This is a genomic window from Thalassotalea profundi, assembly GCF_014653195.1.
Classification (GTDB): domain Bacteria; phylum Pseudomonadota; class Gammaproteobacteria; order Enterobacterales; family Alteromonadaceae; genus Thalassotalea_B; species Thalassotalea_B profundi.
In genome coordinates this window covers 39,207-64,121 of record NZ_BNAH01000018.1, presented here as the reverse complement: position 1 = coordinate 64,121, position 24,915 = coordinate 39,207, and the positions used below count along the sequence as shown (strand labels likewise).

12 protein-coding genes are annotated in these 24,915 nt (G+C 36.8%); all 12 read left to right on the top strand.

The window, feature by feature from the left end; genetic code table 11:
- Window positions 1-68: 68 nt before the first annotated feature.
- Window positions 69-542 (top strand): AAA family ATPase, encoded by a 474-nt coding sequence (locus tag IE155_RS17260; RefSeq protein ID WP_189379513.1) that lies wholly within the window; start codon window positions 69-71, stop codon window positions 540-542.
- Between the two features lie 145 nt (window positions 543-687).
- The gene (gene rmuC, locus IE155_RS17255; RefSeq protein ID WP_229817431.1) at window positions 688-2,460 is read left to right on the top strand and encodes a DNA recombination protein RmuC; all 1,773 of its coding nucleotides are present in this window, start codon (window positions 688-690) and stop codon (window positions 2,458-2,460) included.
- Window positions 2,461-2,632: 172 nt separating this feature from the next.
- On the top strand, window positions 2,633-5,920 hold the full coding sequence (locus IE155_RS17250) for an STY4851/ECs_5259 family protein (protein WP_189379507.1): 3,288 nt from the start codon (window positions 2,633-2,635) through the stop codon (window positions 5,918-5,920).
- A 12-nt stretch (window positions 5,921-5,932) separates the two neighbouring features.
- Window positions 5,933-12,211: a DEAD/DEAH box helicase gene (locus tag IE155_RS17245; RefSeq protein ID WP_189379505.1), complete on the top strand. Its 6,279-nt coding sequence runs from the start codon at window positions 5,933-5,935 to the stop codon at window positions 12,209-12,211.
- Window positions 12,212-12,397: 186 nt separating this feature from the next.
- Window positions 12,398-12,733: a hypothetical protein gene (locus tag IE155_RS17240; protein ID WP_189379503.1), complete on the top strand. Its 336-nt coding sequence runs from the start codon at window positions 12,398-12,400 to the stop codon at window positions 12,731-12,733.
- A 46-nt stretch (window positions 12,734-12,779) separates the two neighbouring features.
- Window positions 12,780-13,472, top strand: a complete 693-nt coding sequence (locus IE155_RS17235; protein WP_189379501.1) for a vWA domain-containing protein — start codon at window positions 12,780-12,782, stop codon at window positions 13,470-13,472.
- Entirely contained in the window at window positions 13,466-14,155 is a 690-nt protein-coding gene (locus IE155_RS17230; RefSeq protein ID WP_189379500.1) for a PP2C family serine/threonine-protein phosphatase, read from the top strand. Before IE155_RS17235 ends, IE155_RS17230 begins: the two co-directional genes overlap by 7 nt.
- Window positions 14,156-14,181: 26 nt before the next feature.
- Window positions 14,182-15,663, top strand: a complete 1,482-nt coding sequence (locus tag IE155_RS17225; protein WP_189379498.1) for a serine/threonine protein kinase — start codon at window positions 14,182-14,184, stop codon at window positions 15,661-15,663.
- Between the two features lie 4 nt (window positions 15,664-15,667).
- Window positions 15,668-18,946 (top strand): DEAD/DEAH box helicase, encoded by a 3,279-nt coding sequence (locus IE155_RS17220; RefSeq protein ID WP_189379496.1) that lies wholly within the window; start codon window positions 15,668-15,670, stop codon window positions 18,944-18,946.
- The gene (locus IE155_RS17215; RefSeq protein ID WP_189379494.1) at window positions 18,943-20,445 is read left to right on the top strand and encodes a hypothetical protein; all 1,503 of its coding nucleotides are present in this window, start codon (window positions 18,943-18,945) and stop codon (window positions 20,443-20,445) included. Before IE155_RS17220 ends, IE155_RS17215 begins: the two co-directional genes overlap by 4 nt.
- A complete protein-coding gene (locus tag IE155_RS17210) occupies window positions 20,445-22,865 on the top strand; it encodes an AAA family ATPase (RefSeq protein ID WP_189379492.1) in 2,421 nt (806 codons plus the stop codon). The genes IE155_RS17215 and IE155_RS17210 overlap by 1 nt, the downstream gene beginning before the upstream one ends.
- Window positions 22,865-24,706, top strand: coding sequence for a DUF2357 domain-containing protein (locus IE155_RS17205; protein WP_189379491.1), 1,842 nt, complete (start codon window positions 22,865-22,867; stop codon window positions 24,704-24,706). Before IE155_RS17210 ends, IE155_RS17205 begins: the two co-directional genes overlap by 1 nt.
- The last annotated feature ends 209 nt before the right edge of the window (window positions 24,707-24,915 follow it).

Here is a 24,915-nt window from a genome sequence, read left to right as displayed (position 1 = left end):
CACCTTGGTCATGTGTCACCTGATGAGTATGAAAACCAGTTTTTAACTGGAAGCTAGAGGTCTACAAAATCGGGGGAAGATCAGGGCCTCCTTGTTCAGGCAAGTCGACCTATTTAAAAACACTTGAACATGACTTTGTTATATCTTCAGACGATGTTGTTGAAATACTCTGTCGGAAAAATGGCTTGAGTTATCATGAGTATTTTCAACTCCCTGGCGAAAACAGCCTTAAAACGCAGCACCGTCACATATTTGAAAGCCTTATAGATGAAAGCCTGAACCACAAACATGTCGTTTGGGATCTTACCAACCTAACCCGGCGAAGCCGCAGTAAAATTTTCCAATATTACCCAAATGCAAAAATTTCAGCGGTTGTTTTCGACTACAAGGGGAAGGAAGCATTATTGCTTGCACGAAATCAGCAAAGGTTCTTATCTCACGGGAAGCATATTGATGAAGGCGTAATGAAAGAAATGTTTAAAAGGTATGAGCCTGTTACTAAGAATAAGGGCTATACCAACATTATAAACAAACCCGTCTAAAGGTAATTTATTTTATTTTTGTGTAACTAATATTATTATTTGTTGTGTTGTGGTTCTGTTAGTTTGTTGAATTTATTGGTTTTTATGTTTTGGCTTGTTTTTCGCTTTAGTAAGTTTGATTTCAATTTATTAAGGCTAAAAAATAATGACAGATTTACTTATTCAGACTTTTATCTTTAGTGCGGTGTTAATCGCATCGCTATTAGTTGGTATTCGTTTTTTTAAAAACCAACAAAATAATAGCTCATTAAAGCAATGTGAGGAGCTGATATTAAAAAATACAGAATTACAAACCTCTAATAATTCATTACAGCAGAGTATTTCTTCATTAAAAGAAGAACTTGCCGCCGCTAATTCAACAATATCCCACCTTAATAGTATTGAAGTTAAATTTAGTGAGTTGCAACAAACATGTAGCAACCAACTTGAATATATAGCCAATAATAAAGCTGAAATTAGTAAACTGTCGACACAAATTGATGAAAAAACTCTTCAATTACAACGAACAAGTAATGCATTAGATAAGGCCAACACAGACATAACTCAAATGCAGAAACACTTACAAAGTCTAAGCAATGAGAAAGCCGAGCAAGCGGAAAAGCTGAATTATTTTGAAGAAGTAAAAGCTGAATTTGCTAGTACTAAAGCTGAGTTAACCCAGGTTAGAGAAAAGAACCGCATAATAAGCAATGAAAATGCAGAGCAAAGTGAGAAGTTAAATCAGCTAGGTGAATTAAAGCAAGAACTGACTAGCTTAAAAGAAACATTAGCCTACCGACTCAACGAAGTGAGTGAGCTTAAATCGCAGTTATCTGCTGATGATGAAGCTAAAAAGGCACTTCAAGATAAGATCATTTTATTAGAAACCGCTGAAAAACGTTTAGTTACTCAGTTTGAAAACACAGCCAATAAAATATTCAAAGAAAAAACTGGTGAGATGTCAGCACAGAATAAATCATCACTAGATAGTTTGTTATCACCACTTAAAAACCAAATTGGTGATTTTAGCAAGCAAGTTAATGATGTTTATACCAATGAGGCTAAAGAGCGTTATGCCCTTAAACAAGAGGTGCATAGCTTAAAAGCGTTAAATGAAAAAATGAGCAAAGAAGCTACAGCATTAACAAGAGCTTTAAAAGGTGATAATAAGAAGCAGGGCACATGGGGAGAAGTAGTTCTTGAACGTGTGCTGCAAGAATCGGGATTACGTTTAAATCATGAGTATGACACTCAATTAGCGTTAAAAGATGAAGAGGGTAGCTTATTTAAGCCTGATGTGATTGTGCATTTACCAGGAGATAAAGACGTTGTTATAGATTCTAAAATGGCATTAACAGCGTATGAGCGTTATTTCAACGCAGAAGATGATGTAATTCGCCAGCAAGCTTTAAAAGAACATATTATTGCAATTAAAAATCATATTAAGCAGTTAACCAGTAAAAACTATCACGATTTATATGGCATTAAGTCATTGGATTATACGTTGATGTTTATACCTGTTGAACCCGCCTTTAATGTTGCAATAGAGCATGATAACGAATTGATACAATTAGCATTAGAGAAGAATATTATGCTTGTTAGCCCAACCAATTTAATGGTGGCACTAAAAACCATTAATAATATGTGGCGAGTTGAGTATCAAAACCAAAATGCTCAGGATATTGCCAATAAAGCCGGTGCTATTTACGACAAACTAGTTAATTTTGTTGATGATATGAAAAAGCTTGGTAATCACCTACAACGTGCAGAAAGCAGTTATGGAGATGCAATGAAGAAACTAAGTGAAGGACGAGGTAACTTAATTCGTAAAGCTGAAGATATGAAGAGTTTACGTATATCAAATAATAAGTTATTACCTAGTGATTTGGTAGAAAAATCCGAGATTACGTCGATGGTTGCCAATGGTTATTGTTCATAAAATAAACACTAAGCTTTAAAGGTAACATTATGATTTCTCATTTAATATTTATTAATGTAAAGTATGTAATAGGACAAATAACCAAACTTTTTTCACGGTTATTTTTGAATATGACTTCGTTAGAATTTCAAATTTTAGAACCGAATAATGGCATAAAAGGAAGTATGTGTTTATGAATATTTTTACTCCATCTCAATGGTTATCTCAATTCCTGTCTACTCGTGGCTTAAACTCAGTGACTGGTGACGCGTTATTTACTTATCAAATGAAGCATGAAGAGTATAAAGCGTTAAAAAATGTTGTATCGCAATTCTATCCTAAAACGAACATTGGTGTTTCAAAGCACAAAGAATGGGCCGCTTGCTTTGTGATTTGTTGTTCTGAATGGTATAGGCGAGATTGTGATTCTCTAAAGTGGGAATGGTATGCAGCATGGGAGTCTTTAGGTTTTGAATTAAGTGCTAGCCAAAGGGCTGATGTTATTCCTTTGGGATTAGGGAGTTATTGGAAAAGACCTATTCGAAGCTATGAATCGGAACGGCGTAACTTTTTAGGTTCAGTTTTTATAGAAGGTGGTTTGCCATTCCAACTTGTAAGTACTAAAGATAATAAATTTGGTGATTTAATAAGAAAAATCTTACGTAACTATTATAAAGTTGACTTAATTGGTGTTTCTTTAAATGAATTAATTAGTAGCTATTTAGAGTATTTACCTAGCGTATTTACAGAAGATGAGTCTATTGATCTAATCGCCAAAATAGTTCGTAATTTAATGGGACTAGCTGACAAAATCGAAATAAGTAACCAAGACGATTTACCATCAGAACAACTTGATCAAATTTTACCTAACTGGCGAAGTCAGTTTCCTATTCCATTAGATGTAAAAACAGGAAAAGGTCTATTAGACAATTGGTTGATAGGGGCGTCTTCTGCTAGTTCTTCAATTAAAAAATATCAGTCAAAATTATCTTGTAAGCATTTTTTTGATTTAGACAGTTTAATGTTTAGCTCTGAAGTATCTTTACCTAAATTACTCAATTTTTATTTTAAAAAATCAGATGTTAACTCAAGTAAGCTTGATTTAGGCTTAAATGAAGGAGCTAAAAGAAGAGCGGACTTCGGTAGTGTTTTTGCACAGTTTGAAACTAATCGCACGGTAATAAAACCAAGAAAGAAAGGTGTTTGTTTTTCTAGAACCAATATTGATAGTTCACTGTTTATTGAATTGTCTGAATTAGGGGTTAGTGTTGAGCAGCTTTGTATTGAAAACTCTTCTATAGCGTTAGGAGAAGCTCCGATTGGTTTTGTATTCGAGGAGGATGAAAATAAATATATTTGTATTGGCCAGGCAAGTTTTACTACTAAACATAAAGAAATCTATGTTTTAGTTCCATCGTCCTATGAAGTAGAAAACCTTAGTGGTTTTGCGTTAAAAGATAAAGATGTTGAGGCATATGGTTATAAATTAAGTTGGTATAAAGTTTCTGGGGATATTCGCTTTTATTGTTCCGAAAGTCGATATCGTTTACGTACAAACTCTTCATCTAATACAAGTGGAATGCTGGCTATAGTTGGAGATGAAGTTCAATGGGAGACTAAACCTGCTCAAGTTTATAAAGGGGTTCCTGAAATAAAGTCAGTAAATGAACATGCTGATGTTAACTTTGGTTTGACGAGGTTATTAGATAACAAGCCAGTAAATACGATTAAAGAGTATGAGAAGTTTGGGCAGCACGTTTTTAGCGTAAAAAATAATGATAGCGATACCTTAATTCGTCGAAAAATAGCGATTCTTCCTCAAGACTTGTCTATTTCCTTCAACAGTGAAAATGAGAGTGCTGTAATCAATGTGACTACAGCTCAACCGATAGTTGTTTCACTAATTGCCCCTGAAACTGAAATTATTCAATCAAAAAATGATAACACCAGGTGCTTTACTATAAAGCCGAATTCATTACCCCCAGCAAAAGTAATCATGCAAATAAGTGCAAATTTACTTTGTGATCCTATTGAAATTATTTTGCCTTATCCTGCCGAAGGCATTTATGGTTTTGATAAGGATGGGAATGAATTACCAGAACAACTTACTATTCACCAATTACTTGGCTCCGAAATTTATTTATTTTCTAATCAAGATTATGACGAGAAATTTGAATTGGAGTTTGCGTTAAAACCTATTATCAGAAACTCTCCTACTATATTTTCATCTATTTCTGTAAGTAATAAACCTAAGGTGTTGAGTTTATATAGTTTTAAAGAAAAAATTGTTTCATTGTTGTCTTTAAGTGACAAGTTGGATGCTGAAGTTGCTATAAGTATTAAATGTCGTGGATATAAAAAACAATTTACTGTGAGGCGCTTTGCTTCAGAAGTGAAGTTTGATCCTATAGATCAATTATATTCATTTGAATCAAATGCTTTTTCAGACGAAGTAAGTCATAACCTTCTAGCAATGAGAATTGCTGAACCTGAATGTAAGCCAGTAAACCTACCTCGAAGAATGCTTGGTAGTATTGAGTTAGATAGGTTTAAAATTGCAAAAGAGATGACTAAAGGTGGGCCTTGGTTAATTATCCCTGAAAATCGGACAGATATTGATTTTAGACCTGTATTTTACTTTGAAGATGCACTCGACGTCGCAGATGTTAAGCCTTCATCTAGCATGCAATCAGCTGTTAAAGCCTTTCATCCTAAATTTAACCCAATGGCTATTGCCGACATGATGGAGGTAATGGCTAATGATTATCACCACTCCAGTTGGCTTTATATGAGAAGTTTGTGGGATAACTTTGGTTATTTACCTTTATCAACTTTTGAGGTTTTCAAAGCATTAACAAAGAACCTTAAAGCATTAACGATAATTTTATTCAAGTTTGAAATGGATGAGGAATTTATTCGTCGTTTAGACACTGAATTTCCGGTTCTTTGGGAGTTAATTCCTTTGGACTATTGGCATAGAGCCAAAAATGACTTTATTAGCTCTTTGGAAAAAATAGACATTCCAGCTGACTTTATTCACGAACAAGTCAATTCAATGTTTGATCGTTTAAATAATGCAGTTCCAAGCTATCCAGAAGAGGTCATTAAGTACATAAAAAGTAATGTCGTTTCGCATAAGTTACCAGAAGCCGTTCTTTCTATTTGGTTAGATGATCTGAAAAATGATCATTCTGAACTAGACGAAAAGTGGCCTACGAACCCTAAATTCGATATTGAAAATGCTCTGTCCTTATTAGATGGTACTGAACCGATGCTAGCTTACTATCATAAATGGCAAAAATCGGTAGTTATGTACCCAATCATTGCTGCGGCAATTGCTTCAGGAAAACTTGATATTGAAAGTGTCTTTAAACTAAATGTTTCCAAAATATTTTCACTTACACAATTAAGAGATTTTGAACCCGTCTGGTTTTCATCTATGTATAGTTATTTTGTAAGTTACTTTACTCAAGAAGTATAAAAGGAATTATCAATGAATTATTTTTCAGCATTAGTAGAACAGTCATTAAGTAGAGCGAAAGAATCAACGTTGAGTGTTTTAGGGATCACGAACCCTAAATTACGAGAGCACCTGCAAGTACAAATGCAGGGTAAATGCGGAGATGAGGGATCTTTTTTAGCCTCCCCACTATTTGAACATACTTTTGGTTGGACACAAGCTGAGCCAAAAATGAAAGATTTAGTCGATGATAAACTCTTATCTTCTAAAGTAATGTCATCTCTTGATAAAGCAAAAGTCACAAATAATAAAGGAAAAGTTGTCGAGAATAAGTACCAGTTTAAATCAGAGTTTCATCCTTATACGCATCAACTAGCTAGTTGGGAAACGTTATTGGACAAAAATGTTAAATCAGTCGTTGTTACGAGTGGTACGGGTTCAGGTAAAACAGAGTGTTTTATGGTGCCAGTTCTTGAAGAACTCTATCGAGAACAACAAAGTAGGCAAGAGAAACTCTCAGGGATCAGAGCCATATTTTTGTACCCGTTAAATGCATTAATAAACTCACAACGAGAACGTTTACATGCTTGGACAGAAGATTTTGGTAGTGATATACGTTTTTGTTTGTATAACGGAAACACTGAAAATAGCGAGAACAAGGTACGAGCAAAGCAATCTCAAGTACCAAATGAAATACTTTCGCGAGAGTTAATGCGTAGAGAGCCTGCGCCAATACTCGTTACAAATGGGACGATGTTGGAATATATGTTGGTGCGTAATGTTGATGCACCAATTATTAATAAATCTAAAGCAGAGCAGTCGTTGCGCTGGATTATTCTTGATGAAGCACATACTTATGTTGGTTCACAAGCAGCAGAACTATCAATGCAATTAAGACGAGTGCTGCAAGCTTTTGGTGTAGAGGCTAAAAATGTAAGGTTTGTGGCAACGTCGGCAACTATTGCTGATGAAGATGCTGAAGCACAGCTACAAAACTTTTTAGCTGAGCTTGCAGGAGTCTCACCAAATCAAGTTGTGGTCATTGGTGGTAAGAGAGCCATACCACAGGTAAGGTTTAATATTACGAATACTCTTTCCTTAGCGCAAATATCAGCTATTGAAGCGAATAAACCAGATGAAGCAAAGGACTTTGATCCTGATGTTTCAACTAAAAGGTTTGAAGCTTTATGCCAATCAGAAGTTGCAAAGACAATTCGAGATAAATTTGTTCAAAGTGATAAGCCTATTAAGTTAACGGATTTAGTCGAGTTTCTTCAGGGGCGATTCCCACATGATGACTTTGATCAAGCTTTAGCTCTTAAATGGGTAGACTTATTAACAGGGACTAAGCCAGACAAAAGCTCTCAAGCATTTTTGAAAGTAAGAGCGCATTTCTTTCAACGAATGCTAAATGGCCTATGGAGTTGTATAGATCCAAACTGTCCAACAAAAGAAAGTACTGTATTAAAAGACAACTGGCCTTTTGGCAATGTGTATATTGCACAGAGGAGCAGGTGTGACTGCGAAGCTCCAGTTTGTGAAGTTGGTTTCTGTAATGACTGCAATGAACCTCATTTACTTGCCGTTGAGAAAAATCATGCTATTGCTCAACGAGAAACAAATGTATCTGATGAATTTTCATTGTTAGTAGATGTAGATGAAGATTCTGAAGAATCGACTTCTAGAGCCTCAAATAAAAAGCATTATGTTTCACCAATTACATTATTAGCTTCTCCAGATAGAGAAGGGAATTTTATACGTGTTGGTATTAATAAAACATCTGGGCTTATTGGAGGCTTAGACGAAGATATTACGTTATATTTATATCAAGACTATGAAAATGAATGTGGAAATTGCTCATATAAAGGCTATTCAGGAAATAAACCAATAAGAAGAGCAATGCTTGGCTCTCCATTCTATGTAGCTAACGTTGTACCAACATTATTAGAGTTCTGCCCTGATCCTGCTGTGGACAAAGATACTAAACTCGGTCCTCAAAGTTTACCTGGAAGAGGACGCAAACTCATAACCTTTACTGATAGCCGTCAAGGCACTGCTAGAATGGCAGTGAGAATGCAACAGGAAGCTGAGCGTAGCAAGCTTAGAGGGTTAGTATTTGATATTTTGAAAAAGAATCAACTTGAAGCTCCTATTGAAGAAACAATTTCAGAAGATGTTGATATTGAAGAGTTAAAGTCTTCAGTTGAAGCCCTCCTAAAAGCTGGAATGAAAGATATGGCGAAAAATCTTCAAGCTAAGATTGATAATGCAAATGCAGGCACTTCTGCATTTATCCCCGTCATTGTTAATTGGTCAGAATTAGTTAAATCATTACAGCTATCAAATGATATTAAAAACGCAATGTTGGAATACAATAAGTATGCTAACCCTGAAGTTTTTGATAACGCTACTGGACCACAAAAGCTTGCAGAAATGTTGTTGATTAGAGAGTTTGCAAGAAGACCAAAAAGACAAAACAACCTAGAAACACAAGGAATTGTAAAGCTTGGTTATGTAGGTTTAGATAAAATTACAAATAGCCCACCAAACTGGGAGGGTTATAACTTAACCTTGGATGACTGGTTAGATTTCTTAAAAGTTACTTTGGATTTTTATGTTCGTGAAAATACATACATAAAGCTGGAAGATGACTGGAGGGTATGGATTGGTTTTAGGTTTGCTCCTAAAACATTTCGTAAGCCTGATTCAGCTGAAGAAGATGAGAACAGAGTTAAAAGGTGGCCTCAAATTAAAAAGGGGAGTTTGAATAGACTTGGCAAACTACTAACTCTAGGCGCTAACCTTGATCACAAAAACTCTAGGGATATAGACCAAATGAATGAGTGGTTGAGAGCCGCTTGGACAGCACTCACTACCCACAGAGTTCTTGATAATGAAGGCAATCAGTTTTATTTGAGTAGAGAAAAAATCACTTTTTCTTTTAGTGAAAAGTTTTTTATTTGTCCCATTACTAACAAACTAATAGATACTACCTTTAAAGGACTGACTCCATACCTGCCAAATGATTTAACTCAAAGTAACTTTATTTGTAAGGCTGTTGAAATGCCACCTATATGGTCTTTTGATGTTTCCCAAGAAGATTATAAAGTAGGATTAGATAAAATCAGAGGAATGGTTAATGATGACAAGGAGCTTGAAGTATTACGTTCAGAGAACCTATGGACTGATATAAATGATAGAACAATTGAAGGTGGCTTTTATTACAGAACAGCTGAGCACTCAGCACAACAATCAGCCGACCGTCTGAAAACTTATGAGGACATGTTTAAACAAGGAAAAGTAAACGTTTTAAACTGTTCAACTACAATGGAGATGGGGGTTGATATTGGCGGTATTTCTGCCGTTGTAATGAATAATGTGCCCCCTCACCCGGCTAATTATTTGCAAAGAGCAGGGCGTGCAGGGCGTAGTAATGAATCTAGAGCAATAGCGTATACACTTTGTAAAAGTAACCCTCATGATAGTGAGGTATTCAATGATACTGCATGGCCATTTGTAACGAAAATACCCGCACCTCAAATCTCATTAGACTCATCTAGATTGGTTGCACGCCATGTAAACTCATTATTGCTATCAATATATTTAAGAGATGTTATTGGTACTACTGATAAAGAGAAGACATCATTAAATTTACAATGGTTCTTCGAATCTGAAGATGGCGTCATTTCTACCTGTGACAAATTCAAAGCATGGATGGACTCTGCTTCAGTTCCTATTGAAGAAGCATTAAAAAGCTTAGTGAGAGGTACGGCGTTAGCTGGCAATGAAGTTCGTAGCATCATTAATTCATCTAAAAAAGCAATAGAAAAGCTACAGGCTTCATGGTTATCTCAGTTGAATAATTTAAGCTCAGCATTAAAAAGTGCGTCTAAAGATTCCCCATTTGAGTATAGAATAACTCTTGAGTTGGCTAGACATAGAAAAGAGTATCTTTTAAAAGAATTAGCAGCAAAAGCCTTCTTACCTGGCTACGGGTTTCCGACAGATGTTGTTACTTTAAACAACTCAAACATAGTTGATTTTCGTCGTGACAAAGAGGGGAAAAAGTCTAAAGCAAAATTTCGTGAAGATAATATATCTCAATTAAGAGATATGCCTAGTCGTAACTTAGCGGTAGCGATTAGAGAATATGCGCCTGGAGCACAATTAGTTATTGATGGTCGAGTATTTCGTTCTGCTGGTATTTCACTTAATTGGCAAAAGTTAGGTAGTAGCGTTAAAGAAGCGCAAAAGTTTGATGTTGCATGGCAGTGTAGTTACTGTGGCCAAACAGGCATCGATAGATCTAGTTCTACATCAGATGAACTTAAGTGTTCTAGTTGTAGTCGTAATATACCTTCATCTTTGATCAAAAAGACAATTGAACCGACAGGTTTTGTTACGGACTTTTTTGATTCTCCCGGTAATGATATTACTAGGCAGAACTATATCCCAGTACAACCAGGCTGGTTATCACTAAATGGCGAAGATTTCCCGCTTCCAAACCCAGCTACTGGATTTATGAGTTATGGTAATAATGCGACTTTGTTTCAACACTCATCAGGAGAATATGGAACAGGCTTCGCAGTTTGTTTGTCATGCGGAAAAGCAGAGTCGATGACTATAAACAGTGAGTTCCCTGTAGGATTATCACCAACTTCAGAACATAGACCAATAACATCGACTCCTAAATCTAAAGATTCTGATGGCTATCAGCCACCATGTGATGGTAGTGCCACTGTGCATTCTGATATTCACATTGGATGTACAAGCCTGACAGATGCATTTGAGTTGACATTAAAACACCCGATTACTGGACAATATATCGATGTATCTGATGAAGGAGAAACAGTAGCGTTAACTTTAGCTGTTTCATTAAGAAATGCACTATCTCATAAATTAGGTATCTCTACTTCTGAAATTGGTTATTCTGTAAGACCTTCTAGAAACCTGAATTCCAATTTACCTGCAATGGTTATACAACTATATGATGCAATAAGTGGTGGTGCTGGGTTTGCTACTAGTAGCGCTCGTTTCATCGGTGAGCTACTGGTTGATATGTACTCAAACCTAGCCTGTTCATCAAGCTGTGAGGAAGCTTGTTCTTCATGTTTGTTAGATTCAAATACAAGACATGATGCTAATCATTTAGACAGAAAATCTGCTATTGAATGGTTAGGTGATGATTTTACAAAGTTTATTTCACTCCCTTCTGAATTTGAGTATTTAACGGGATCTAAATACTGTCATGAATCGATAAAAGAGTGTATTTCTCACCAAATAAACAAAGGGGCTAACTCTATTAAAGTTTGGTTATCAAAAGAAATTAATGAATGGGATTTGGATGCTAGACAAGTACACATGTTTGTTTACCAGATGATACAAATTAATGGAGTTGAGTTGTCTTTTGTTCTACCAAACATTCCATTTGGAGAAAATGAGAAACGTAGTTTACTTAGATATAAAGAACTAGGTATAAAATTACTAAAACCAAATAAAGAATTAACTAATGGCAATATGGTCGCCCTTGTTGAGTCGGCGAATAAATCAGTTTCAATTGCTAGCCAAGGCGCAGAGATGTTGTCACCTAATGGACTTTGGTTAGAAAGTAATAGTGAAGATATGTTAGTTAAATCTACCTTATCGCAAGACTTTAAATTTAGTGAAATAGATACATCCCAGTGGATTGTTAACCTATCTGACGGTGCAAGAGTCGAGTTCAGCACTGAGCTTAATGGTGAAATAAAGTCGTTTGGTGACAGGTTTTGGGCATTTATTTGTAGAGAATATGAGCCGTTATCAAATGAATTTAAAGATGGTGAGTTAATAGAGGTTGCATATACAGACAGGTACCTTCAATCGCCTTGGTACATGATTATGTTAGGAGAAATTATTAGAGGGTTGCCTTTTAATTCTAAAACTTCATTTGAACTACAGACATTATTCTCATCTAAGCCGGGATCTGGTCGTTTTATAAATCATGATTGGGCTGTTTCATCAGATATGGTCGAAGTTCTTAGTTTGTGGTTTCAAGAAGGCATTAAGTTACCTTGCTTTATTGATTTACATGAGAATAGAGCTGATATATCTCACCGAAGAGAGCTGATTCTAAAATTCAAAAATGGCAATGAATACTGCATTGGTTTTGATCAGGGGGTTGGCTACTGGAATCATGACCTGCCAAGAAATAAACATTATTTCGATTTTGAAGATGTCAGTAAGCAATTAGTTCAGATGTGTGAAGCTTGGGAAAATGGAAGCATAAAAAATGGTTTTGATTGGAAAACAGTCATATATATAAACAAGTCATAATCAGTTCATTCATTTACACAAAGTGTAACGTGGTAATAAAAATTACTTATTTGCATTTTATATTACATATTGGGTTGTTTGTTTTTGCTAGTTAAGTTGTTAAGTCATTGTTATTGTTTGTTTTACTTTTTTGGTCTGTTTTTCGCATTAATTATATGGTTATCATAATCATATGAGGAAAACGCTATGGCTTTTATTTTAAAAGAAAATGATCGACTTTATGTATTACCTGAATTGACTAACAGTCAGCATGCAAAGATAAGAAAAACACAAAGGGGAATATCACATAAGCAGATGGTACTTGCTTACCAATATGGTCGAGTGATTCATTCTAGACGCGCTGTTTATCATGTGATTGGAAATAAAGAGATAGAAAAGTTTGGTTCGATAGAACCAGAACTAAAAAATATGAATGGGATTCAGCTTGTTATGTCGGCAAACGGGACGGTTTTAACTGCTTTTCGTAACAAAGATTTAAGAAAAGTTCGACCATTCAAACATAATCATAAGCATTTACATTAATCGGAGATTGATAGCACAGAATCAATCAGAGTTAAAAGGGAAGAAAATGAGTTTAAAAAAATTCGCGGTAGCAAAAGCAAGAGCACTACCTGTATTAATTTTAGCAGACACCAGTGGCAGTATGTCAGTGGGTGGTAAGATCGCAGCGCTTAATGAAGCTGTTCAGAGCATGGTATCTACATTTAGACAAGAATCAGCACGACAAGCTGAAATTCAAGTGGGCTTAATCACTTTTGGTGGTGATAAGGCAGAAATGCATTTGCCGCTTGCTAAAGCATTAGAAATAGAAGCGATGCAACCTTTAGATGCAAAAGGCCGAACGCCAATGGGTCATGCTTTTGAATTAGCAACTGAGGTGCTTGAAAATAAAGAATTGATCACATCTCGTGATTATCGTCCTGTATTAATTTTACTTTCTGACGGTATTCCAACCGACAGTTGGCAAGCAGGTTTAGAACGTTTAACTACGAGTGAACGCGGTCAAAAAGCGAGTCGTTTTGCTATGGCGATAGGGGCTGAAGCTAATATCGATGTACTTGAAGCATTTAACAATGACTTAGAAGCGCCAGTATTTAAAGCTAATGAAGCTAGAGATATTCACCGCTTCTTTAGAGCAGTAACCATGAGCGTAACAGCACGCTCTCAGAGTAGAACCCCTAACGAACTCGCACCGATTAACTTTGATGAGTTAGATAACGATGACGACGATTTAGGTTTAGATTTAGAAGGCAAATGGTAAGTATTCGTCAACTAAGTGTTTCTGTCATTGGGCCTGGTCATTTACTAAATGGTCAGCCCAATCAAGATTCAGTGCTAGTAAAAAGGGTGCCAAGTGGTTGGCTCGCAGTTGTTTGTGATGGCATGGGGTCTAAGCCTCATGCGGATGTGGGATCTAGTCAAGCATGTCGATCAACATTTGATGTGATTAAGGCGGTTGATTTCAGCATTGAAAGTAAAGCGCTTATCAAACGGGTTTACCAAAAGTGGTTGAACTCGCTTGGTGATATTAAAGCCAGGGATGCAGTGACAACGTGTTTGATAGCTTGGCTTTCTGATAGTGGAGAACTTAGAACATTTCAGTTAGGTGACGGTTTAATTCTAACGTCGCAACAGACAACTGAGAAGTTGGATACAAATGATTTTGGCAACTTCACTACAGGCTTAGGTAAATCTAAACAGTTTTCAGACTGGCAGGTAACGCAGCAGCAATTGACTGTAGGTGATGTGATTGCGCTTATGACCGACGGCATTAGTGAAGATCTGCACCAAGGCATGGAGCTGGACTTTGTAAATTCGATTGTTGAAAGCACTAAGGGCAAGAGTATTAGACAAGCTAAGGCTTGGTTAAAAAACGAATTTAGGAACTGGGGTACACCGAATCACACGGATGATAAAACCCTCGCACTATTGGTTTTGAGCTGATTGTGCAAAATAAAGGTTATAAACAAATGACAAGTGAACAAACAAAAAAACGCATTGTTACTGACACATTTGGTCAAGATTTTGAGTTAGTTAAAAAAATTGGACATGGTGGGCAGGGAGAGGTTTATACAACTCAGGTTGACAATGTGTTGGTAAAAATGAACACACAGCAACATGTAAATAAAAGAAGGAACTGGTTAGAGCATATTCGTTGGTTAATGAGACAACCTTTAGAGCAGTTAAATATTGCAAAACCCTTCTCGCGGATAGCGATGAACAAAAAAAGTATTGGTTATGCAATGGAGCTGATGGATGGATTAATTCCTCTAGAATCGTTAATGAATGAAACTGAGGAGTTAATTGCTGCGGAAGGTTCACCAGAGCATTACTTATCAACGGGTGGCTTAAAACGCCGAATGACTATTTTGGCAAAGCTCGCCAGAACATTGTCAGACCTTCATGCAAGAGGTTTAGCATATGGTGACTTATCTCCTGCTAATATCTTTGTTTCAGAAAACCCAGATTACTCAGAAGTGTGGTTGATTGACTGTGACAATATTTGTGTCAATCAACGTGAAAGTTTTGATTCTTTAGTAGATGAAGGCAAGCCAGGTCGCATTTTTAGCCCAGGTTTTGGTGCACCAGAAGTTGTTAATGGCGATAGCTTTGTTTCCTCGCTAACGGATGCATGGAGCTTCGCAATCGTCGCGATGAAGCTATTAACAACTAATCACCCATTTATTGGTGAAGCGGTTGAAAATGGTACTCCTGAAGATGAGGAGCGAGCGTTTGCTGGTGAGTTACCTTGGATATACCACCCAACTGATCATGCAAATGCGCTAGATGAAGATTACCCCAAAGGCATTCCATTAGAGCTGGTAGCGCTAAAGCCCCTTTATAATTTATTTGAGCAATGCTTTAACGCAGGTAAAAATGAACCGCTAGCCAGACCAAGTTTAAGTGAATGGGCGGAAGTCTTTGAGCAGCTTGCGCATATGCTGGTGAAGTGTCAAAACCATGAATGTAATGCATCCTTCAATTTCTCAGTGAATGACGGCCAGCTAGAATGCCCATTTTGTGGTTCTGTAATGAATAATACACAGGTACTGCTTATTCGAAACAACCTGCATGACCCATCTATTCTGGAGCTTCCTAATACTCAACCTAGTGATGCTTACTTTGATACTGGTTATCACCAAACGCTTAATATTGGCGAAACAATCGTAATCAAAAACTCTTGCCCTGGTTCTATGTACTGGCCTGAGTCACAAGAGCTACTCTCCATAAGCTTTTCCAATGAGGGGTTAGAGATCACTCCAATAGGTGCTAAATCTTTTGAGATGGGATTTGCAGACTTTAAGTTAGAACTCGACAAGCACAAACTTCAAACGTTTAACTCAAAAACACCAGTATCGGCTTCGACGAGAGCTAATAAATGGTTAATCATTAAGCCAATCTATGAGACTTCTGAGCCGCAAATGACTAACCTGTTTAGGTTGAGGTGGTAAGCTGATGAATACACAAGATCTAAAACATTTAACTCAAGAAAAGATCATTGAAGTTGTTCTTGAAGAGGATGCTATTTTGGCGCTTGATTGTGAACAAGATATATCTTTTCATATAATCCACGACGAGCTGTTTATTAAGCAAAATGATCTTTTAGCACAGGTTACTAACGCTGAAGTATTTGATAGCTATGGCGACATTGAGCACTTTATTTGGATACCGATTTCTAAACAAGAAAATAAGGTGCTTATTCAAACAATCCCATGTTTACCAAATAATTTGGATTTTCACGATCTGCAAGTTTCTGTAGATGAAAACATTACTGAGCAAGTTGCTAAACTCGCAAAGCTAAAAAACAAAGATATTGATAGTGTAACAGATTGGCTAAAAAGCGAGTTTGTACTTGATGTAAATAACCAGTCGAAAGTGCTAACAGCAATCAGTAAAGCAAACGTTGCTGAAAGTAGAGGGCTAACGATTGTAGGTAAAACGAGTTTGTTAGAAGTGCAATATACTCCAGACCAAAGAATCTGGGCGAAATCGGTTAAGAAATTACGCCGTAAGGTTAAGTTCGATTTGAGTTCTATAGATTGTGAATTATCCTTTGTTGACAATACGGTTGCAGCTCGAATTCAAGACCCTTTAGTGAAGCAAAAGCTTGAGGAGTTAAATCGAAATAATTCAACATACATAAACTTATGGAACCAATACAACCAAAAAGTTAAAGAAAAAGCAGTGGAACTTGCTAATAAAGCTGGCTTTGTTCGTTATATCAAAATTGTTAAAGAAGATTCAGTTGATGGTGTGAAATGGAAGTTTTACTTCCAAGAAAAAGATATTGAGAAAGTTAAACAGCTTGCCGCAATTTTAAGAGAAGAGCCTAACCATACGTTAGAGATCAACAAACGTTTACCTAGTTGGTTGGAGAATAATATTGGTGATATTGGGCTTGAAATGGATGAAAAGGTAGAGAGTATTACTGCTCAATTTTCGGGGCATACTAATCAGTATATAACGCTTAATTTAAACTCTTACGGAAAGCCTGAAGAAAAAGGTGTTATTTATTTATCGATTAGTGGCTCAATTGTGCAAATGCAACGACGTGAGCAAGCAAGAGATTCAATTACCAACTTTTTGAATCCAATGAAAGACCTACGTCTGTTAATTGAAGATCAAGATTTCAGTATTTCTAGGCAAAAACAAACCAAAAAAAAATTGAACCCGTTAACGGCCGCTGCCAGAAAATCATTTAAAGATGAGCCAACGGAAAAACAAATAGAAGCTTTAGATGTTGCTTTAAATACACCTGATATTGCGTTAATTCTAGGCCCTCCTGGTACAGGTAAAACCCAAGTTATTAGTGCGTTGCAAAATAGGTTGGCAGAAAAGCATAAAAGTAACTTAACGGGGCAAATACTACTTACTAGTTATCAAAATGATGCAGTTGATAATGTTATTGCACGATCAGAAGCATTTGGCATTCCAGCTATTAGAGCTGATGACAATACCCGCGCCCCATATTTATTGGAGCAATGGAGTCAGAAACAGACAAGTAACTTAACTGAGGTTGCTAATGAATTAACTCAAAATGACGGTAGTTATAATATTATTAAAAAGATCCGAAAGGATATCGCCACGATTCTTGATTCTCGTGTAAATCGAAAACAAAAATACGAGCGGGTAAAAAGCCTTCTTGAGGATATTGATAATCTTAGAATCAATCACGGTTTTGATATACCACAGTCCCTGAAAGCAAAACTTGAGCAACAGTTTGAAACTCAAGTCAATGAAAATAAACCAACTTCCACCCCTTTGTTACTGAGACAAGTTAGAGGTTTACGAACCTCTGAACGAGCGTATGACGATGATGGCTATGAACAGTCTTTCAAGTGTCTATCCGCTTTACGCAGAACGGGGCGATATGAACAAGAAGTAGAAGTTCTTGATGAAATTATCGAAAAGCAGACTCTCAGTGCTGAAGACTTTGAAAAAATTAGAGAAATCAAAAATAAGTTACTCGATGATTTAATCCCCGATTACCGGCCTAAGTCGTTACAAGTTGAGCTTTCAAAGGAAGAAATATCAACGCTCCATCAATTGAATGAAGTTATCGCTAAGCATGCAAAGAATTGTGCAGCGGAAATACCTGATGTTATTGAGGAATATTTAGACTCAATCAAGTATCAACCGGATTACCTTGCCAAAAGTGTTAGAGACTACACCACGTCAATTGGTGCATCGTGTCAACGCTCTGCGGGTCAACAGGTTGTAAAGTATAAAGAGCAAATTAATGCTTCTTTGGATGAAGTCGGCGGAGACTTTACCTTCGATACGGTCATTGTGGATGAAGCTGCCAGAGCAAACCCGCTTGATTTGTTTATTCCAATGGCACTGGCAGCGAAGCGAATCGTATTGGTTGGAGATCACTTCCAGCTTCCGCAAATGTTAGAACCCGATATTGAAAAAGAAATGATTGAAGCAGGTGACTTGCAACAAGAGACTGCTAAAGCCATCAAAATGAGTCTTTTCGAGCGATTATATACGCAATTAAAAGCTCGCCAAGCCAAAGATGGGATTCAGCGAACTGTGATGCTAGATACCCAGTTTAGGATGCACCCAGATATCGGCGGATTTGTTAGCCGTTCGTTTTATGAAGCTGAAGGAGAGCCAAAACTTAAAGCAGGCTTGAGCAAAGATCATTTCGATCTCGGTATTGCTAAGTATAAAGGTAAAGTAGCCGAGTGGATTGACTTACCACTACCGTCTGGTAAAGAGCAACGCTCAGGGACTAGTTGGCAACGCGATTGTGAAGCACAAAAAGTTGTTAGTCAAGTGCAAGAGTTGTTTGCAGAAAATCCTAATTTAAGTGTGGGTGTGATTACCTTCTTTGCAGCCCAGCGAGAGCTAATTTTAAATAAGCTTGCGCAAGTAGGCATTTGCCAAAAATCAAAAGATGGTTGGGAGTATCTACCTGGCTTTAAAACAACTGAAGAAGGAGAAGAAAAAATTCGAGTTGGCTCTGTTGATGCTTTTCAGGGGAAAGAGTTTGATGTAGTGATTCTATCAACGGTTCGCTCTAATGCCTTTTCTGCATCAGATGAGAATGCATACCGAAAAAAATATGGCTTCATTCGCACACCAAACCGTTTAAATGTGGCGTTTAGTCGAGCTAAGAGTTTAATTAAAGTCGTTGGTGATAAAGCAATGTTTTCTAGTGATTCAGCCAAAAAAGCCATCCCTCAAGTATGGGCATTTATTCATGAACTCTGTGAGGTTAAGTCATGATTACACACAGAGATATTCAGGATGTTTGCTATTTAAGAAGTAAGCAAACTAGAAAACAGTATTACGAAAATCACAAAGATATTTTTTGGCCGTTTTATTTATGGCGTGTTGCAGCACCTAAAAGTAAACCAAGCTTAAATATTTTTCAGATGTTGGTGTTAAGGCTTATTTTGGCAGGGTGCCATGACAACGAAAAATTATGCCGATATAGCAATTTAGATAAAGAGCTTATCAGGTACATATTAGCGCAGTTAACTAATGATGGATACCTTGACGGTTGGAACCATACAGACAAAGCCAAGCAGTTACTTTTAGGTGTAGAAGAGTCTACAAACGAGAAAACAAGTTATTACATACTTCAAGATGCAACAACGGGAAAGTTGATGCCGAGGGTACTTTCGACATTACCGCATATTGAAGGCATGAATTTCACTGAGCGCTTCCCTCAATTTGTTCGAAGTAAAGGCTCAGGGAAGTTAGTAAAGCCTTTATTAATAAATAATACCGTTATGCAAGAAGCGCCAACGCCAGAGCAAATGAACACCAGCTTAAGAGCTTATCGCAGAGTATTGAACCAGTTAAAACAAGCTGACTTTTATATATCTGAGGATGCGCTAGAAGTTACCTACTCAATTGAGTTTATTGAGTTTGAACCTATAGCAGCGTTTATCCACACTAAGCTATTTTCAACAATTTCTGGGGAGCGCTCGTGGTATTTATCTGACCCAACGGGACTAACGGAAACACTTCCTGAGCTAAATGATGTTGCTGAACAGTTGTTGGATTCAAATAAGCACTTTGCTTCTAGGGTTAATGAAGTAATGGGGATCGCTGAAGATGAACATACGCTCAATTATAAGCAACAAGAACAGCTATTTGAGGAGCAGGCAAAAGTAGAATTGTTTTCAAACTATCCCTGGGTTCAAGAATATTCACTGATAAAAAAGCATGTCTTAGCAACATTGCGACTTAAGAATCAGGTTGAACAATTTCAAACACCTAGACCAGAGATCTTAGAAGGGTTGTTGAGTGAGTTGCAAAAAATAATCGAAGCTTGGTTAAAAACCTTTATAAAGCCTAATGAATACAACAACGACTGGGAAGTTTTAGTCATGCGGTGGAATGGAGATAGACCTGTTTTTCAGCATGATAAAAGACTTATTGAACAAATTTATCTACGAGTAACCAGCGTTAGTGCATATGCCGCGAAAAGGTTAGCAACTGTCAGAGGGGGTAATGTTCAGTCAGCAATGACAAGAGGCAATCAATCATTAAAGCCAATGCTAGCCGCGATGTTACTAACGTTTCCAAAGGTTGTAGAGAAATTATCAATGCAACTGCCTAACTGGTTAGACGATGCAATACGGCTTGCTGATGACAGAAACAATAAAGCTAGCCATGCCAGCGGAGAGGTTTTAACAAAAGAAGAGGTTATAAATCACCTCAATTCAGTAGATGAATTATTAAAAGTTTTAGAAAGAATTTTAGGGAGTAAATAATGGCAAAACGAAACAAAACAAAGAAACAACCTGTAGCTGCAAATGCAACAAATCCATCAAATTCAGCAACGGATAAAATAGGTAGTGCTTTAGCTGCTGTGGACAACCTAGCAGAAAGTGATAACGGTTCGATTTTTGGCGCTATGGCTGAAAAGTTAAAGCTAGCAAAAACGTCACATGATGCTGCAAGTGAAGAGCAAAAAAAAGAAGCATCAGAATCTTATGGCAACGACATTCAAACTTTGGTTGGGGAACTTAAAAAGCTAGTAGAGAAAAACAAGAAAATTGAAGCGGATAATAAACAGAGTTTATCTAGAACAAAACAATTAGAAGAGTCGGTAGAAGAACTTAAAAAGAAAATAGAGTTAGAGAAAAAAGAATTAGATCAGCAATCGAAAGAGCTGTTAGCGAACAAAAAGAAGAATGCAGAAGATAGGGCTGAAATTGCCAATAAAATGGAAGAGCTTAAGGAGCTAGAACTTGATGCTGAAAATGGGTTTGCCGCAAAACACATGGAAATGCTGGAGTCGTTTGAAGAAAAACAAAATAAGCTTCAAGAGTCATTGGTGCAGAAAAAAATAAATCTTGAAAAAGAAGTAGATGAGCTAACTAAAGCTAAACAATCGTTGAATGAAGCGGAAAAAGCCTTGCTTGAAGCAAAGCTACATGAGTTATCTTCTAAAGAAGCAGAATTAGACGAAAAAGAGTTCCAATTAAACCAAGAGAAAATACTAATTGAGAGAAAACGTAAGCAAGCACAATTAACCAATGAAGAAGCGAGTAGTTATAAAATTTCACTAAAAGATGAAATTGAAAAAGAATTCACCTATCAGATATCTTCACTTGAAAATCAGAAGTCTAACCTTGAAAAGCAAATTGCTCAGTATGACCAAGGTGAAAAGCAGTTACTTGAAAAGTTGAGTTCATTTAAGGACATAGAGAGACAATTTGGGGACACTACTCCACAACAGCTTTTAGGGGATTTGGCTAATTATAAAGAACAAGTAGCGGACTTAAAGTTTCAGCTTAACTCAAAGCCTAGTGAGTTGTTAGCCCAAGATTACTCAGAGCTTAAAAACGCTTATACAGAACTTGAAAGCCACAATAGGAATATGCAGGTAGAGCTGAAAGAAAAAGATAGACAATTAAATAAAAGTAGAAAGTCGGTTATTGACCTAGAAGAACTGGAAAAAAGAAGACGTTGTATTGAAACTCATAATAAACTTTTAGAGGCTGCCCAAACTGACTTAGAAAAGAGAGTGACACAGTTGGTCAGTATGCAACAAGCTGATTCAGCATTTCCTGCACTTTTAAAACTTGATGAAGATCTAAGAGCCAGAGGGAACACAGAGTCAGTCCCCTCATTAAGAGACTTTGCTCAAGAACTTCAACACCGTATTGCTTGGGACTCCGATGAACAGAAAGAATTATACTATCGTCTTGAAGATATTTGGCTGTTTATTGCAGGTCTTGCTATGAGTCGTTTACATATCCTGCAAGGGATCAGCGGCACAGGTAAAACAAGCTTAGCACTAGCTTTTGCAAGAGCTGTTGGCGGCGGAGTGGAAACTATATCCGTTCAAGCCGGCTGGCGCGACAAAGGAGATTTAATTGGTCATTTTAATGCGTTCGAGAAAAAGTTTTACGAGCAAGATACTTTACAAGCATTATATAAAGCACAAACTCCGGCATACAGTGATCGGCCATACATCGTATTACTGGATGAAATGAACCTTTCCAGACCAGAACAATATTTTGCAGAGTTTTTATCAGCTTTAGAGTTAGACCCCAAAAAACGAACTCTCACATTGATGACAACAGGACAACCTAATGGGCCAGAAAAGTTAATTGATGGGAGAAGAATTAAAATACCCGAAAATGTTTGGTTTATTGGTACTGCTAACCATGATGAAACAACGTTTGAGTTCGCTGATAAAACTTATGATCGTGCCCATGTAATGGAGCTTCCAAGGCAACCTGATAAATTTGAAATCAACAAAGATCTTGAGCCAGTGACATACAGTTTTGAGTCACTTGAGGCAGCCTTTGAAGCGGCAGCTAACAAACATAACTCTCAAGTTACTAAGCTTATTAAAGCATTAGATGATTCTGACCTTTCAATAATTTTAGAGGAAGAATTCAATGTTAGGTGGGGCAATCGACTAGACAGGCACCTCTTTAAGTTTATACCCGTGATGCTTGAGTGTGGCAGTGATTTGGGGTTTGCCCTAGATCATATGTTAGCAACTAAGGTGTTCAGAGCAGGAAAAGTGGTTGGCCGTTATGACATTAATAAAGAAAACATTTCAAACCTTGTTGATGCATTAAATGGTTTTTGGGAGTCTCAAGGCTTTAAGTCTAAGCCCGAAGCAAGTAAAAAGTTGCTTGATATTGCAAAAAAGACCGCGAGTAACGTTTAATGATTACTTGGTATGACAGATTTAACGGGAAGTTAGTAAAACAGCTTCCTGAAAATATTGCTTCTGGAAGATATACGCCTCAAGAATCGTGCATTTTAAATGGACATTCGAATATCCAACCAGATGATTTTCTTGTTAGTGATGGAACTGAAAAATTTCACATTGGATCTCAAGTAGGCTCATTTATTCATAATGAAAAGTCGGAACTACTTGAGGCCGAATTAGAAATTATCGAAAGTGCAATACTCGCATATCAAGAAGCGATTGACTTGGGGAGAAATAGTTCTTTTCTTATACCAGATAAATTACTTGCTCGCTTTGAATTAACCAAATTTGAGGAATTATTAGCTGATATTCTAACAAAAGGGCATCTCCAAGAAATTGCCAGACGGCCTAGAATGGAGTTAATTTATGAGGAGAATTTAGTTCCTGTATCTAGAGCTAAAAAAATAGCAAGTTCTGCCAATGCTCACCTAGCTTCTCATTCTGAATGTTGGCAAACCAGAACATTAACAGGTGTGATCCCTAAACAAATCCTCGCTTTAGAAAGTGAAGACCAGCTCAATATTTATGAAAATCGAGTCTATGTGAAATTACTTGGTAATATTGAGCAATATTTAGTTAAGCGCATTTTAGAAGTTAAAAAATTAGAAGAAATATTCAAGCAAGCAGTGAGCTTTCAAAATGCGGAAGGTATTTATTTTGAGTTGCGGGACAGTATCTTTACCTTATGGGGAGAAGGTTTTTCCGATGATGAACAGACGGATGATGCCGCAGTACACGGAATAGCAACACTTGAACTGCTAAGGAAGATGTTGAAAAAAGTAAGAACATTACAGCATTCCGCCTTGTATCTTTCTTTAACTCACAAGATTCAAGTTCCGCTTAAGTTAAATATGACCAACGTTTTGTCACATGACCAGCATTATCGTCATGTAGCAAGGTTATGGAATAGTTGGTTGGATACCCAGCAAGCTAATAACTATGATCCTGAACAAATTTATCAACGAAATAAGAAGCTTGCAGATGCGTATTCTCAGTATTGTTGTGACTTGGTGAAACGAACGTTGCATGAACTAGGTTTTAATGAATTGCCACCAAACTGCTTTAAAAGAAACGGAAACCAGGCCATTTACCTTGAGGTAACAGCTGGCTCTGAAATCGTATTAAAAGCACCTGAACATAGTTTATTCTTTATTCCGTGTTTCACTAATAGTATTGACCTATCAGACACAGAGTTGATGGTAAACAGTCAAAGGATATTGCTTTCTTTAGTTTCTGCTATAGAAATGAATGAAAAACATCTTTGTACTGCTCCAACCAATTTTTATTCATTAGAACAGCTAGCTGTTTTGATTTCGAAGTGGTTAATCAGTCAAACATTGCAAACTATTGGAATTACAGTATCTAAAGCTCCATCACTGCTTTTAAAAATGTTAAACCGAATGAATGCAAATGGCTATTGGAAGCTTGAGAATAATAGCATCACCATAATAAAGCCATGTCTAGTTGCTAAACCCAAGCTACTGGAGTTTAAGAAAGAGCATAAGCAGGATGTCTCTATCGCTCAGGCAGTTGACGCAGTCACTGAAGCCGCAGAAAGATTTGAAGAGTTGTTGTATTGCCCTTGTTGTGGCGCAAAAGCTGATGAAGGCCAATGGATTTCTAGGGAAGACAATTGCTTTGCAATTCGAAACTCTAGCTGTAATCACTTATGGGAGGTTAATCGACAAACGAATGGCAATAAAGTATTGAAAGTATCACCAAATAAGGTTTTAGATAGTGATATGTTAGACGACTTTGAGCGTACTGGTAGGTTTAGCATTTTAGTAAATATTTAGGTAATATTAATTACCATTCAATAATTATTATTACTATTTCATTGCTGCGTTATTGCTTGTTTGTTTTTATCTTTTAGAATTGTATAGATATTTTGTTTTTGGTTTGATTTTAGCACTAATTTAGGAGTTATTAACTTCGGAGTGCCTTTAATGAACTAACAATCTCTACAAACAGTAATTTTTGCAAACCTAATTTCATCAAAACTCTT